The sequence below is a fragment of the Sphingobium sp. FG125 genome, from assembly GCF_057809795.1.
In genome coordinates this window covers 78,856-91,699 of sequence record NZ_JBMDKQ010000005.1, presented here as the reverse complement: position 1 = coordinate 91,699, position 12,844 = coordinate 78,856, and the positions used below count along the sequence as shown (strand labels likewise).

At 64.3% G+C, this 12,844-nt stretch carries 11 protein-coding genes; 8 read left to right on the top strand and 3 right to left on the bottom strand.

Annotation, left to right across the window (positions count from 1 at the left end):
- Positions 1 to 21 precede the first annotated feature (21 nt).
- Positions 22 to 705: a nitroreductase gene (locus ACODSR_RS06440; protein ID WP_489074795.1), complete on the top strand. Its 684-nt coding sequence runs from the start codon at positions 22 to 24 to the stop codon at positions 703 to 705.
- Between the two features lie 64 nt (positions 706 to 769).
- Here ACODSR_RS06440 and ACODSR_RS06435 read toward each other — a convergent pair whose 3' ends face one another.
- The 3 genes from ACODSR_RS06435 to iolG are packed head-to-tail and all read right to left on the bottom strand — an operon-like array spanning position 770 to position 3,533.
- The gene (locus tag ACODSR_RS06435; protein ID WP_224546322.1) at positions 770 to 1,636 is read right to left on the bottom strand and encodes a MurR/RpiR family transcriptional regulator; all 867 of its coding nucleotides are present in this window, start codon (positions 1,634 to 1,636) and stop codon (positions 770 to 772) included.
- Positions 1,618 to 2,535 (bottom strand): TIM barrel protein, encoded by a 918-nt coding sequence (locus ACODSR_RS06430; RefSeq protein WP_489074793.1) that lies wholly within the window; start codon positions 2,533 to 2,535, stop codon positions 1,618 to 1,620. Before ACODSR_RS06430 ends, ACODSR_RS06435 begins: the two co-directional genes overlap by 19 nt.
- Complete coding sequence (gene iolG / locus ACODSR_RS06425) at positions 2,532 to 3,533, bottom strand: inositol 2-dehydrogenase (RefSeq protein WP_489074791.1); 1,002 nt, start codon at positions 3,531 to 3,533, stop codon at positions 2,532 to 2,534. The genes ACODSR_RS06430 and iolG overlap by 4 nt, the downstream gene beginning before the upstream one ends.
- A gap of 178 nt (positions 3,534 to 3,711) precedes the next feature.
- Here iolG and ACODSR_RS06420 point away from each other — a divergent pair, with 178 nt between their 5' ends.
- From ACODSR_RS06420 to ACODSR_RS06390, 7 genes are all read left to right on the top strand, one after another.
- On the top strand, positions 3,712 to 4,980 hold the full coding sequence (locus ACODSR_RS06420; protein ID WP_489074789.1) for an MFS transporter: 1,269 nt from the start codon (positions 3,712 to 3,714) through the stop codon (positions 4,978 to 4,980).
- A gap of 89 nt (positions 4,981 to 5,069) precedes the next feature.
- Entirely contained in the window at positions 5,070 to 6,380 is a 1,311-nt protein-coding gene (locus ACODSR_RS06415) for a serine hydrolase domain-containing protein (RefSeq protein ID WP_489074787.1), read from the top strand.
- Complete coding sequence (locus ACODSR_RS06410) at positions 6,377 to 8,308, top strand: bifunctional 5-dehydro-2-deoxygluconokinase/5-dehydro-2-deoxyphosphogluconate aldolase (RefSeq protein ID WP_489074785.1); 1,932 nt, start codon at positions 6,377 to 6,379, stop codon at positions 8,306 to 8,308. The genes ACODSR_RS06415 and ACODSR_RS06410 overlap by 4 nt, the downstream gene beginning before the upstream one ends.
- Positions 8,305 to 10,140: a 3D-(3,5/4)-trihydroxycyclohexane-1,2-dione acylhydrolase (decyclizing) gene (gene iolD / locus ACODSR_RS06405; protein ID WP_489074783.1), complete on the top strand. Its 1,836-nt coding sequence runs from the start codon at positions 8,305 to 8,307 to the stop codon at positions 10,138 to 10,140. The genes ACODSR_RS06410 and iolD overlap by 4 nt, the downstream gene beginning before the upstream one ends.
- Entirely contained in the window at positions 10,137 to 11,030 is an 894-nt protein-coding gene (gene iolE / locus ACODSR_RS06400) for a myo-inosose-2 dehydratase (RefSeq protein WP_489074781.1), read from the top strand. Before iolD ends, iolE begins: the two co-directional genes overlap by 4 nt.
- On the top strand, positions 11,027 to 11,851 hold the full coding sequence (gene iolB, locus ACODSR_RS06395; protein WP_489074779.1) for a 5-deoxy-glucuronate isomerase: 825 nt from the start codon (positions 11,027 to 11,029) through the stop codon (positions 11,849 to 11,851). The genes iolE and iolB overlap by 4 nt, the downstream gene beginning before the upstream one ends.
- Positions 11,852 to 11,853: 2 nt before the next feature.
- Complete coding sequence (locus ACODSR_RS06390; RefSeq protein WP_489074777.1) at positions 11,854 to 12,813, top strand: alpha/beta hydrolase; 960 nt, start codon at positions 11,854 to 11,856, stop codon at positions 12,811 to 12,813.
- The last annotated feature ends 31 nt before the right edge of the window (positions 12,814 to 12,844 follow it).

Here is a 12,844-nt window from a genome sequence, read left to right as displayed (position 1 = left end):
TTCGAGCAGGTGGTTTGAGCGATGGCGGAACCCGATAAGACCGTTTCCGCCTACGACGCGGTCGGCGACCGTCGCTCCGTGCGCGCCTTCCTCCCCACCGCCGTAGCCGATGAGGCGATCGACCGGATACTCGTGGCGGCGTCGCGCGCGCCGTCAGGTCAAAACATGCAGCCGTGGCAGGTCCACGTCGTGACCGGCGACACGCACGCCCAACTGTGCGCCGAGGTTACCACCGCAGCGTCCGCCGGGGAGCGCAGTGATGAATATCCCTATTTCCCGGCCGACATCCGTGAGCCTTACCGCAGCCGTCGGCGCAAGGTCGGCTTCGACCTCTTCGCGATCTACGGTATCGGTCGAGACGATCTGGCGGGGAGACAGCGCGCGCTGTTGCGCCATTTCGACTTCTTCGGCGCGCCGGTAGGGCTGTTCTTCACGATGGAGCGCGACTGGGGCTATGGTGCCTGGATCGACATGGGCAATTTCATGACCAATGTAATGACGTTGGCACCGGCGTTCGGTCTCGCCACCTGCCCGCAGCAGGCCTGGGCGGAATATGGTGCCGCGGTCCGGCGCGTCCTGCCGGTGCCGGATGAACAGGTGATCGTCTCTGGCATGGCACTGGGCTATGCCGATCCGGGGGCCGTTGTGAACGGGCTGGTGACCGAGCGCGCCGGCATCGACGAGTTCGTCGTTCGACATCGCTAAGCGTTCGCAACAGGATGCAATGCTGGCCATCGCGCAGTCAGTCATCGCGGCCGCAATGATGTCGCTAGGAGCCGGTGCCTGTAATCTTGCGGCTGGCAAGCCCTATCGCAAGGGATTGCGCGAGACACATTGATGCCGCCAGAGAACGGAAGCCGCGGACTTCGGACTCACGAACCTGGAGAACCAGCGCGTCCTCCTTGGTAATGGCACCGATGACGCTGTCGGTGATAGCGATCACCGCGCCATGACCGGCGAACGCATCGACGAGGGCGATCGTTTCGAGGCTGTACGGCGCATAGCTGATTGCCACCAGGACGTCTCCGTCGCGCACGCCGCGGGCTTGCTGCAGGTGAAGGCCGCCGACCCCGTCGACAAGCACAGTCCGTTTGTCAGCCTGCGCAAGCATGTAGGTGAGATAGCTGGCGACGGGGAAAGAGCGACGAAAACCGGCGACATAGACCGTGTCGGCCTGCTCGATGAGGTCGATGGCCTGGGTCAGTTCACGCATTCCCACCGAGTGGTTCAAATTCTCCAGCGCCAGGATGTTGCCCTTGACGAATTCGGACAGTAGCTCGCGCGGCCCCTCCGCCTCTCCGGCAGCGGCATAACGATGCTGTCGTATTCGCTCGGCATAGCCAAGCGATCGGTCCTCCTTGAGCAGTCCGTCCCGGATCAGGCGCTGCATCGGGCTGGCACCGGAAAACCCGAACGCCTGCGCGAATCGGACAATAGCCGAAGGCTGCACGTTGCTGCGTTCGGCCACGACGGCTACCGTTTCGAAAGCAAGGTCGTTGGGTTCGTCCAGAATGTGCCGGGCTATGCGCTGCAAACGATCGCTTAGCGCATCATAGCGCTCGCGTATGGCGGAAAGGAAGGCTTCCAGGTCCTCAGGCGGGGTGTTCATCGTTTGCATCACGCCGACATTGACCATGAAATGGATTTCGGAACAACAATTTCATAATCGCTCTCGATATGGCATTCGTGCCAATCGCCCCTCGGCACCGCAGTCACCGCCTGCGCCTGAGCGACGGTGAACGCGGCACGAAATGCGTCGAGCGCGGTGGCGGGGTCACCCGATGCCCAACCTTCCAGCCCGACAATGCCGTCATAACTCATGTCCGCCAACGCGCGTGCGATTGCGGGATAGTTGATCTCGCCCGTTCCAGGTTCACAGCGGCCCGGCACGTCGGCAACCTGGATCTCACCGATATAGGGCAGCGCCTGGCGGCATAGCTCGATCAGATTCCCCTCACCGATCTGCGCGTGATAAAGGTCGAGCATCAGGCGAAGCGAGGGGCTATCGACGAATGCGATCAGCTCCAGGCATTCGGCTGCCCTGCCGAACGGCACGCCAGGATGGTCGACAGCGGCGTTCAGATTCTCCGGCACGAAGGTCACGCCGGCTTCCTCGCCCAGGTCGGCGAGGCGGCGCAGCGTGTCGCCTGCCTGCAGCCACATGGCACCCGTCATTTCGGTCGCCGGTCGCAGTGGCAGGCCGTCGCTGCCCAGGCCGGTGCCGTGCAGGTTGAGCCGGGGCACGCCCAGCCGTTTCGCGACCGTGACGGATTCGCGCGCCGTCGCCAGCAACTCATCGGCACCCTCGCGATCGGCGAGTCGACCACGGACGTATCCGGTCATCGATGAGAAAGTAGCGCCACTCGCTCCCAGCGCGTCGATATCGTGGCGCGTCCAGTCCCATATCTCCACCAGGAATCCGACCGCGTCGATCCTGCGCACACGCTCAAGCGGCGGCAGATCGACGAACAGCATCTCGCTCGACGCCGCGAGCGGAAAGGGGACGCCAGGGAAGCGACCTTTGCCGGCGCTCATTGATCGCCTCCGGTTCCAAGCGTGATGACGTTGCCGGTGCGCGCGGACCGTTCTGCTGCCTGTGCCAGCAGCAGCGCGCCGACGCCGTCGTGCTGGTCCGCCAGAGGCGTCGCTTTGCCTTCCACCACGTCGGCGAAATGGTCCATCTCGATTCGATAGGCGTCGGCATAGCGGTCGAGGAAGAAGTTTTCGAACGGTGCCTTCTTCGCACCTGGCTCGGTCCAGCTTTCTACTGTGGTTTCCAGCACATTGTCGGCGCGAATCAGTCCCCTGGACCCGAAGGCTTCGATTCGCTGGTCATAGCCATAGCCGCTGCGCCGGCTGTTGGAGATGACGCATAGCTTGCCCGTGACGGTGCGCAGGATGATCTTGGCGCTGTCAAAGTCGCCAGCCGCGCCGATTTCCGGATCGACCAGCACTGAAGCCGATGCGAAGACGCTCTCGATCTCCTCGTCCAGCAGCCAGCGCGCCATGTCGAAATCGTGAATCGACATGTCCTTGAAGATGCCACCCGAAGTTTTGATGTAGGCTGGCGGCGGCGGAGCGGGATCGTGGCTGATGATATGAAGCGTCTCCAGCGCGCCCACCGCGCCTTGTGACAGTTGCGCGCGCAGGCTGGAGAAATTCGGGTCGAAGCGGCGATTGAAGCCGAGAAGCACCTTCGGCCCGACGTCCTCCAGTTCCTTCAACGCCCCCAGCGCGCGATCGACATCCTGATCGAGCGGCTTTTCGCAGAAAACATGCTTCCCGGCCCGGGTCGCGGCGAGCGTGTAATCGAGGTGCGTGTCGGTCGAACTCGCGATCACGACGCCGGCGACATCGGGGTCGGCCCAGACCTGCTCTACGTCGGCGCTCTGCGCAGCATGCATCCGCGCCAGCCCAGCGGCATCGCCATAAGGGTCGACGACATATTTCAGCGACAGTCGCGCATTTCCCGCCGCGTTGGCGGCGTGGATCTTGCCGATCCGGCCGGCCCCGATGACCGCAATAGCATTCATGTCCGACCCTCATAAAAATAGAATTTATATTCCGTCAATCTAGCCATCGGATGTCCCGTTGGGAAGGGGAATGTATCAGAAACATACCACACCGCCCAGAAATTTATAGAATTTCTATTCTATACTTTTATTGACAGATATTTTCGTTCCTATAACCTGCACGGGAGAGGAAAATGCGATGGCCGAAATGATCGGATTCACCGTGTCGGCGCGGCAGGCGAGGCTGCTGCGTTCGAAAACAAGGCGCTTGGCCATTTTGCTGTTCCTCGCCTATGCTTCCCTCATCACTATCTTCCAGGGTGTGCAGAACATCTTGCTGCCCCCCGTCGTGCAACGGCTTGCGCCTGACGCCAAGGTGTCGACGATGGCGCTGCTGGTCACCCTCGCATCGGTCACAACGGTCATCTCGCTTTTTGCGGGGGGCATCGTGTCGGATCGGACGCGATCGCGCTGGGGGCGGCGGACGCCGTCGCTGGTGCTCTCCTGGCTCGCCAGCGTCATCCTGATGCCGATCATGGGCATCGCCGACTCCATCGTGCTCCTGGCGGTGGTGCTGCCCATGCTGTGGTTCGCGCTCAACTATTACCAGTCGGTTCTTCTGGCCGCGCTGCCCGATCGCATCGCGAAAGATGAACTCGGCTTCGCATCGGCCGCGATCGGCCTCGGCGCGCCGGTCGGAATCTTCTGCGGCGTCAATCTGGCGGCATTCGCGTCGAACACGCTCACAGGCTACATCCTTCTGGCGGTTCCCTTCACGATCCTGACCTGGACACTGGTATTGCTGGAACCGGAGGCATCGTCGGTCGACATGCCGGTCCCGCCCCGACATCCCATGTCACTGACCAACTTCCTAGCGCAATTCTCAAGCGTTCGGGAACGCAATTTCGCGCTGGCGCTCGCGTCGCGCTTTCTGATGTTCCTGTGCTATTTTGCGGTCAGTGGGTATATGTTCTACATCGTGCAAGATTATATTGGTGCGGAGAATACACCCTTTGGCAGCGCCGCAGCGGGGGTCAGCATCCTGTTGAGCGTGATGACGGTCACGTGGCTAGTGGTCACGATCGGATCGGGATATTTTGCCGACCGGATTGGTCGCACCGCGCTTGTCGTCGCACTCGCGTCTTTCTCTGCCACGATCGTCACCCTGCTGCCAGCGGCAAGCGCGAGCTGGCCAATTATGCTCGCTTTCGCTCTCGGCATCGGGCTGACCTTCGGCGCCTATTTCGTACTGGACCTGAAGCTTGCCACCCTCGTCCTGCCGACGCCGGAGACCGCCGGACGCGACCTAGGTATCCTTCTTGCGGCGGGGTCCGCCCCCGGGGTCATCTCCCCAGCGATCGCTGCGTCGATCATCGAAGCCGGCGGCTATCCGGCGTTGTTTGTTTTCGGCGCGGCAATCGCTGCGCTGGCGGGCGTGTGTGCGATCCGGATTCGCATCGCGCGCTGAACGCAAAGCGCGGTTCAAACATTGCAAGCTTGCAGTAGTTGTTCTATTAAACTATGTTATAGAAATATCATTCTGGAGTTGGTCTCGACATGCAAGTGGTGACGGAACGGTCGTATCTCGACGCGTCGACGGTCGACAGCGCAGCTGGCTGGGCGCCTATCGATGCGATGATCCGCGACGTGGTCGATCGCGGGCTGCTCAGTGGCGCCGTAACGCTGGCTTGGCATGGCGGCGGACTGGCGCATGACTCGGTAATCGGATGGCAGGACGTGGCCACGACCACGCCAATGCGGCAGGATACCATTTTCCGACTGTTCTCTATGACCAAGCCGGTCATGGCGGCCGCGATGATGATCCTGCGTGATGAAGGGCGGTGGGCACCCGATGACCGGCTGGAGGACCATCTTCCGGAGCTTGCAGGGTTACAGGTGCTGCGCGGCGTCGACGAGGACGGCGTTGCAATTCTCTCGCCGCCGCGAAACCCGCTGCTGATCGAGCATGTGATGACGCATCGCGCCGGTTTTACCTATGGCTTCAGCGACGAGCCAGTCGATCGCGCGTTCCGCGCGGCGGGAGTCCCAAGCCTCCCGCACAGCCTGCCGCTTGCCGACTATCTCGCGCGGTTCGCGCGCGCGCCGCTCGCTTTCGATCCGGGCACGGGATGGCGTTACGGCGTCGCAATGGATGTGCAGGGGGCCTTGGTCGAGCGGCTGAGCGGTGTGTCGCTCCGCGACTTTATGATGGAACGAATTTTCGCGCCGCTCGGGATGGTCGATACCGACTTCCTCGTGCCGGAGCCAAAGCGCGACCGCTTCGCCAGCCTGTATGTGCTGCCGGGCGACGCCCTGGTGGAAGCGAGCGTCGAGGGGCCGATGCCCTACGACAACATGGCGCATGTCCCGGCGCGCGACCTCGTGCTGCCCTACGAGCGCATTCCCGCCTTTGCGTCTGGGGGCGGGGGGCTGGTGTCGACGGCGGGCGACTATCTGCGCTTTGCACGGATGCTGCTCAATCGGGGCGAACTCGAAGGCGCGCGCATTCTGAGCGCCGGGGCGGTCGCGGAGATGACGCGCAGCCACACGCCATCGGACCTCCTGACCGGCGCATTCGGCACGGCACCGCATGTCCTGCGTCCAGGCTACGAATATGCCTATAACGGTGTGGTCGTCACCGATCCGGTGGCGGCGGACGTTCGGCTGGGACGCGACACCTATTTCTGGGACGGGGCGGCGGGGTGCTGGTTCTGGATCGACCCGACCAACGATATTGCGTTCGTTTGCCTGATCCAGCTGCTGGCGGATGCAGAGCGTCTGTCACTGCAATTCCGCAGCCGCGGGCTGGTGGCCGATATCCTGTCAGCCAAAGCGGGCCAGTGGCAACAAGGGGGAGAAGTCGGATGAGCGAAACAGTGGCTGCGGCCAGACCTCTGGACCTCATCGCCCTGGGCCGGTCCAGCGTCGACCTTTATGGCGAGCAGATCGGCGGTCGGTTGGAGGACATGGGTAGCTTCGCCAAATATATCGGCGGCAGTCCTACGAATACGGCGGTGGGCGCTGCGCGGCTGGGGCTGAGGACGGGGTTGATCACCCGTGTCGGCGCTGACCATATGGGACGCTTCATCCGCGAAGAACTCGAACGCGAAGGCGTGGACGTGTCAGGCGTGGTCAGTGATCCCGATCGCCTGACCGCACTCGTCATCCTCGGCATCCGCGATCCTGACAGCTTCCCGCTGATCTTCTATCGGGAAAATTGTGCGGACATGGCGCTGTGCGAAGACGATATCGACCCCGCATTCGTCGCTTCGGCCGGCGCGCTTCTCATCAATGGCACGCATTTGTCGCGCCCCGACGTGCGTGCCGCGAGCCTCAAGGCGGCGCGGGCGATCAAGGCGGCTGGCGGGCAGGTGATCTTCGATATCGATTATCGGCCGGTGCTATGGGGCCTGGCGCAAAAGGAAAATGGCGAGGACCGTTTCGTCGCAAGTGCGGTCGTGACCAACAAGCTGCAAAGTGTGCTGCCGCTTTGCGACCTGATCGTGGGCACCGAGGAGGAGATTCATATCCTGGGCGGCACGACCGACACGCTGGCGGCGCTGCACACGATCCGCGCGGCCAGCGACGCGCTGCTGGTCTGCAAACGCGGAGCCGACGGGTGCGTGGCTTTTCCGGGCGCGATACCGGATGACCTTGATGGCGGCATCGTCGGGCGCGGTTTCCCGATCGAGGTGTTCAACGTGCTGGGCGCGGGCGACGCCTTCATGGCAGGGTTCCTGCGCGGATGGCTGCGCGGCGAATCGATCGAGACCTGCTGCACCTATGCCAATGCGTGCGGCGCGCTCGTCGTCTCGCGCCACGGCTGCGCGCCCGCCGAACCAAGCTGGGAGGAACTGCAGACGTTCCTTGGGCGCGACGACTGGCCGCGCCGCCTGCGCGATAGCGCGGTGCTGGAACAGGCGCACTGGTCGACCAACCGTCACGCGGATTATCCCGACCTGAACGTACTCGCGATCGACCATCGCAGTCAGTTTGCCGAGCTGGTTGAGGCGCTGGGGACTGAAAACCTCGACCGCGTGCCCCGATTCAAGGAGTTGGCGCTGCGCGCGCTGGAGCGTGTGGCGTGCGAGAACCACGGCTTTGGCCTGCTGGCCGACGGCCGCTACGGTGCCCGCGCGCTGGAGGCGGCAGCGGACACGCCCTATTGGATCGGCCGACCGATCGAACTGCCCGGCTCTCGTCCGCTGCAATTCGAGGGTGGGCGCGAAGCGGCGACGATCCTGGCCGACTGGCCGCTCGACCATGTCGTCAAGTGCCTGGTTTTTTACCATCCTGACGACGCACCTGCGCTGCGCGAGGCTCAGGATCGCCAGATCCTGCGGCTGTTCGAGGCATGCCGACACACGCGGCACGAATTGCTGCTGGAGGTGATCGCGTCCAAGCATGGCGCGATAACTACCGCGACAATGGCGGATCTGGTGGAGCATTTTTATGCGCTTGGCGTATATCCGGACTGGTGGAAGCTGGAGCCGGCCAGTGAACCGGCGGCCTGGACCGCAGTGGAGGCGGTGATCCGCAAGCATGATCCCGATTGCCGTGGCATCGTGCTGCTGGGCCTAGCTGCCACGCAGGACGCGCTTATCACGAGCTTCGCGGCGGCGGCTAACAGCTCGATGGTAAAGGGTTTCGCTGTCGGACGGACGATCTGGGCAAAACCGGCAGCACGGTGGCTGCGGGGCATCATCAATGATGAGCAGGCTGTAGACGAGATGGCTGCAAATTTTCACGCGTTGGTGATGGGCTGGCGGACAGCCCGTGCGAGGCAGGCGGCATGAGTGCCTCTACGATCCGATTGACGACCGCGCAGGCGCTGGTGCGTTGGATGGCCGCGCAACACGTCGTCACGGCCTCAGGCGAGGTTCCGTTCTTCGCCGGCATATGGGCGATCTTCGGCCATGGCAATGTCGCGGGGCTGGGCGAGGCGCTGGCCGACGTCGGCGACACGCTGCCAACCTACCGCGCGCACAACGAACAGGGCATGGCCCACGCCGCCATCGCGTTCGCGAAGGCCGACCGGCGCGAGCGTGCAATGGCCTGCACCACCTCAATCGGGCCAGGCGCCACCAACATGGTGACCGCCGCCGCGCTGGCGCACGTCAATCGCCTGCCGGTGCTGTTTCTGCCCGGTGACGTGTATGCCAGCCGCCGCCCCGATCCGGTGCTCCAGCAGATCGAGAATTTCGGCGACGGCACGGTTAGCGCGAACGACTGCTTCCGCCCGGTCAGCCGCTATTTCGACCGGATCACCCGGCCCGAACAAATACTCGACGCCGCGCCGCGTGCGATGGCAGTGCTGACCGATCCGGTATCCGCAGGGCCGGTGACGCTGGCCCTGTGCCAGGACGTGCAGGCGCAAGCCTATGACTGGCCAGAAAGCTTCTTCGCGCGGCGCGTGTGGCGGCGGCGGCGGCCCCGGCCCGACGAGGGGGAAGTTGGTGCGCTGGTTGATGCGATCCGCGCGGCGAAGCGCCCGCTGATCGTCGCCGGCGGCGGCGTTCTCTATTCGCGCGCCGAAGCCGCGCTGGCGGCGTTTGCGCAGGCAACGGGCGTACCCGTCGCAGAGACCCAGGCGGGCAAGGGCGCGCTGGCATGGGACCAGCCCGAGGCACTGGGCGCGATCGGCGTCACCGGCACCAGCGCTGCCAATCGTGCGGCAGCAGCGGCAGACCTGGTGATCGGCATCGGCACGCGGTTGCAGGATTTTACCACTGGCTCCCGCACGCTGTTCGGCGGCGCGCTATATCAGGTCAACGTCGCGCCCCACGACGCGGCGAAACACCATGCGCACGCCGTGGTCGGCGATGCTCGCGCGGTGATTGAGGCATTGACGACCCACATCGGTGACTGGCAGGTTCCAGCGGCGTGGCGCGAGGCCAATGCCGCTGCGTTGACGACATGGAACGCCGCCTTCGAGAGTGCGACGGCACCCGGTGACACGTTGCCGTCGGACGCGCAGGTAATCGGCGCGGTGTGGCGACAGGCGGGCGATGACACGGTGATCGTCAGCGCCGCAGGGGGCCTGCCCGGTGAGTTGCACAAGCTCTGGCGCGCGCACCGGCCCGGCGGTTACCATGTCGAATACGGCTTTTCCTGCATGGGGTACGAGATTGCCGGCGGGCTGGGCGTGAAGATGGCCGATCCTTCGCGCGACGTGGTCGTGATGGTCGGCGATGGCAGCTATCTGATGCTCAATTCGGAACTGGCGACCTCGGTCATGCTGGGACTGAAGATCACGGTCGTGCTGCTCGACAACCGTGGCTATGGCTGCATCAACCGGTTGCAGCAGGCGACCGGTGGACGGCCGTTCAACAACCTGCTCGCCGATACGCGGCACGACATGCTGCCCGCCATCGACTTCGCCGCCCACGCCCGCAGCCTAGGTGCGGCGGCGGAGAAGGTGGCGAGCCTGGCCGAACTCGATGCCGCGCTGGGGCGCGCCGCTGCATCCCCGATCAGCTATGTCGTCGTGATCGATACCGATCCGGTTCCCACGACGGCGACCGGCGGCCACTGGTGGGATGTCGCCGTGGCGGAAGTGTCCACACGCCCGGACGTGCTGACGGCGAGAGCGCGCTACGAGGATTCCAGGAAGGGACAAGTGAAATGACTATCCGTTGGGGTGCCAGCCCGATCGCCTGGGCCAATGACGACCTGCCCGAACTGGGCGGCGACACGACGCTCGACGCACTGCTGACCGACGTGAAGGAGATTGGCTTCGACGGTGTCGAGCTGGGCAACAAATTCCCGCGCGACGCCGCCACGCTGAAGCCGATCATGGCGGGCTATGGGCTCGACATCGTCGGTGGCTGGTATTCGTCCAGCCTGCTGACCCGCGACGCCGATGCCGAGATCGAAGCGATGGCGGATCATCTCGCGCTGCTGGAGGCGATGGGGTCGAGCGTGTTTATCCTCGCCGAAACCTCCAACGCGGTGCACGGCGACCGATCGAGCCGGCTCGACACCCATCCGCAGCTTGCCGGCGATACGTGGGTGCGTTTCGGCCAGCGGCTCGATGCGGTCGCAGCCCATGTCAACCGGCGCGGCTTGCGCTTCGCCTACCATCATCATTGTGGCACCGTCGTTGAGACCGACGCCGAACTCCGCCGCTTCTTCGAGGTGACGGGCGACCATGTCGGACTGGTGCTCGACACCGGCCACGCCTATTGCGGCGGCATCGACCCGGTCACCGTCGTGCAGGAGCGGTTGGAACGGGTGAACCACGTTCACTGCAAGGATGTGCGCGCTGCCCGGCACCAGGCGTTCCTCGCCGACGGCAGCAGCTTTCTGGACGGTGTGATCGGTGGCATGTTCACGACGCCCGGCGATGGCGATTACGACTTTGCACCGTTCATGCAGGCGCTGGCCGGGGTCGACTATACCGGCTGGATCGTGATCGAGGCGGAGCAGGATCCTGCGATCGCGAATCCGCGCACATACCAGCAGCTGGGCCTCGACACGCTCAGGCGTCTCGCCCGCGAAGCCGAGCTGGTCATATGAGCCTGCGCGTCCGCAGCCATGTGCCCGACGCCAGCGGCGTCATGCTGGACATCACGCCGGAGAGTGCGGGCTGGCGCTATATCGGCTTTCGGGTCGTCCGGCTGGCACCGGGCCAAACCTTTGCGGGAACAGAGCACGGTCGTGAGGCTTGCCTCGTCATCCTTTCGGGCACGATCAGCGTCACCGGCGGCGACGAGCGCTTCACCGGCATCGGCCGGCGCGCGAACGTATTCGACGGTCCGGCCAGCTCGGTCTATGTGCCAGCCGGAACGCCCTACCGGATCGAGGCGGACAGCGTTACCGAGATCGCTATCTGCACCGCACCCGCCACCGGCAGGGGCCGACTGCGCCTGATCCCGCCAGAAGATGTCGGCCTGGAAACGCGGGGGCAAGGCACAAACACGCGCTTCGTGCGCAACATCCTGGACGACAAGGCGGAGGCCGAGAGCCTGCTCGTGGTCGAGGTGATAACCCCCGGCGGCCATTGGTCCAGCTATCCTCCGCACAAGCATGATCGCGACGCCTATCCGGAGGAGACCTTCCTCGAGGAGACCTATTATCACCGGTTGTCGCCCCCGCAGGGCTTTGCCTTCCAGCGTGTCTACACCGACGACCGATCGATCGACGAGGCGATCGCGGTGGAGGATGGCGACGTCGTCATGGTGCCGCGTGGCTATCATCCGGTCGGGGCCGCACATGGCTACGACCTCTATTATCTAAATGTCATGGCAGGGCCTCGTCGCAACTGGGTCTTCGCCAACGACCCTGCGCACGCATGGATCGTGCGCGCGGCCATGGCAGACAACGCAACAGGAGACTGACGATGGCTCTGGACCCCGTATTGCAGCAGATGCTCAATCAGATGCCGATACCCGCATCGGAGGAGCTGGACATCGCGGCCTACCGCGCGGCGGCCGAGGCGCTTCGCCCGATGATGGTCGGACCCGAGGGACCGATAGCCGTGGCATCGATTGAGGATCGCACGCTGTCCGGACCGCGCGGTGACATCGCGATCCGCATCTATCGCCCCGACGGCGCGGTCGAGGGCACGCTCCACCATTTTTATGGCGGCGGCTGGTCGATAGGCAACATCGACATCATCGATCCGATCGCTCGTCGGCTGGCGCGCGACCTGTCGATGGTGGTGGTAACGAGCAATTATCGCCTTGCGCCGGAAAACCCATTCCCGGCGGGCCTCGACGACTGCCTCGTCGCAGCGCGCTGGACGCTCGATCATGTCGGGGAACTGGGTGGCGGCGATCGGCCGGTAGTGTTGAGCGGCGAGAGCGCCGGCGCCAATCTCGCTGCCGTGGTGGCGCTCGTGCTGCGCGACGAGCGGCCGGGCAGAAGCTTCGACGCCCAGTTGCTTGTCAATCCGGCGGTCGACCTGCGCGACACGACGTTTCAGCGCGCCTCGGTCTTGGCGGATGCAGACCCCTCGCTGCGCACCCATTCGCTCCGCCAGCTCTATCCCTTGTACAGCGCCGGACACGACCGCGCCGACCCGCGCCTCTCGCCACTGGCGGCGGATGATCTCTCCGGGCTGCCGCCGGCGGTGATTGCTGTCCTGACGGTCGATCCTCTACGCGACGAGGCCGTGGAATATGCCGATAGGCTGCGTGCCGCCGGGGTGCCGGTCGAACTGATCGAGTTCCCTGACCTGATACACGGCTTCACGGGCTTCACCGTCCTGGTGCCTGCAGCGGATTGCGCCTTCGCGCGCACGCTAACCCGCCTTCAAGACTTGATTGCCTGTACCACTGCCGAAGCTGGCCGATCGTGATCACTGCCCCAGCTTCAAGGAGAAAGATATG

Coding starts and splice junctions, on each gene's coding strand:
- ACODSR_RS06440 (WP_489074795.1), top strand. CDS start 22: ATGGCGGAACCCGATAAGACCGTTTCCGCCTACGACGCGGTCGGCGAC.
- ACODSR_RS06435 (WP_224546322.1), bottom strand. CDS start 1,636: ATGGTCAATGTCGGCGTGATGCAAACGATGAACACCCCGCCTGAGGAC.
- ACODSR_RS06430 (WP_489074793.1), bottom strand. CDS start 2,535: ATGAGCGCCGGCAAAGGTCGCTTCCCTGGCGTCCCCTTTCCGCTCGCG.
- iolG (WP_489074791.1), bottom strand. CDS start 3,533: ATGAATGCTATTGCGGTCATCGGGGCCGGCCGGATCGGCAAGATCCAC.
- ACODSR_RS06420 (WP_489074789.1), top strand. CDS start 3,712: ATGGCCGAAATGATCGGATTCACCGTGTCGGCGCGGCAGGCGAGGCTG.
- ACODSR_RS06415 (WP_489074787.1), top strand. CDS start 5,070: ATGCAAGTGGTGACGGAACGGTCGTATCTCGACGCGTCGACGGTCGAC.
- ACODSR_RS06410 (WP_489074785.1), top strand. CDS start 6,377: ATGAGCGAAACAGTGGCTGCGGCCAGACCTCTGGACCTCATCGCCCTG.
- iolD (WP_489074783.1), top strand. CDS start 8,305: ATGAGTGCCTCTACGATCCGATTGACGACCGCGCAGGCGCTGGTGCGT.
- iolE (WP_489074781.1), top strand. CDS start 10,137: ATGACTATCCGTTGGGGTGCCAGCCCGATCGCCTGGGCCAATGACGAC.
- iolB (WP_489074779.1), top strand. CDS start 11,027: ATGAGCCTGCGCGTCCGCAGCCATGTGCCCGACGCCAGCGGCGTCATG.
- ACODSR_RS06390 (WP_489074777.1), top strand. CDS start 11,854: ATGGCTCTGGACCCCGTATTGCAGCAGATGCTCAATCAGATGCCGATA.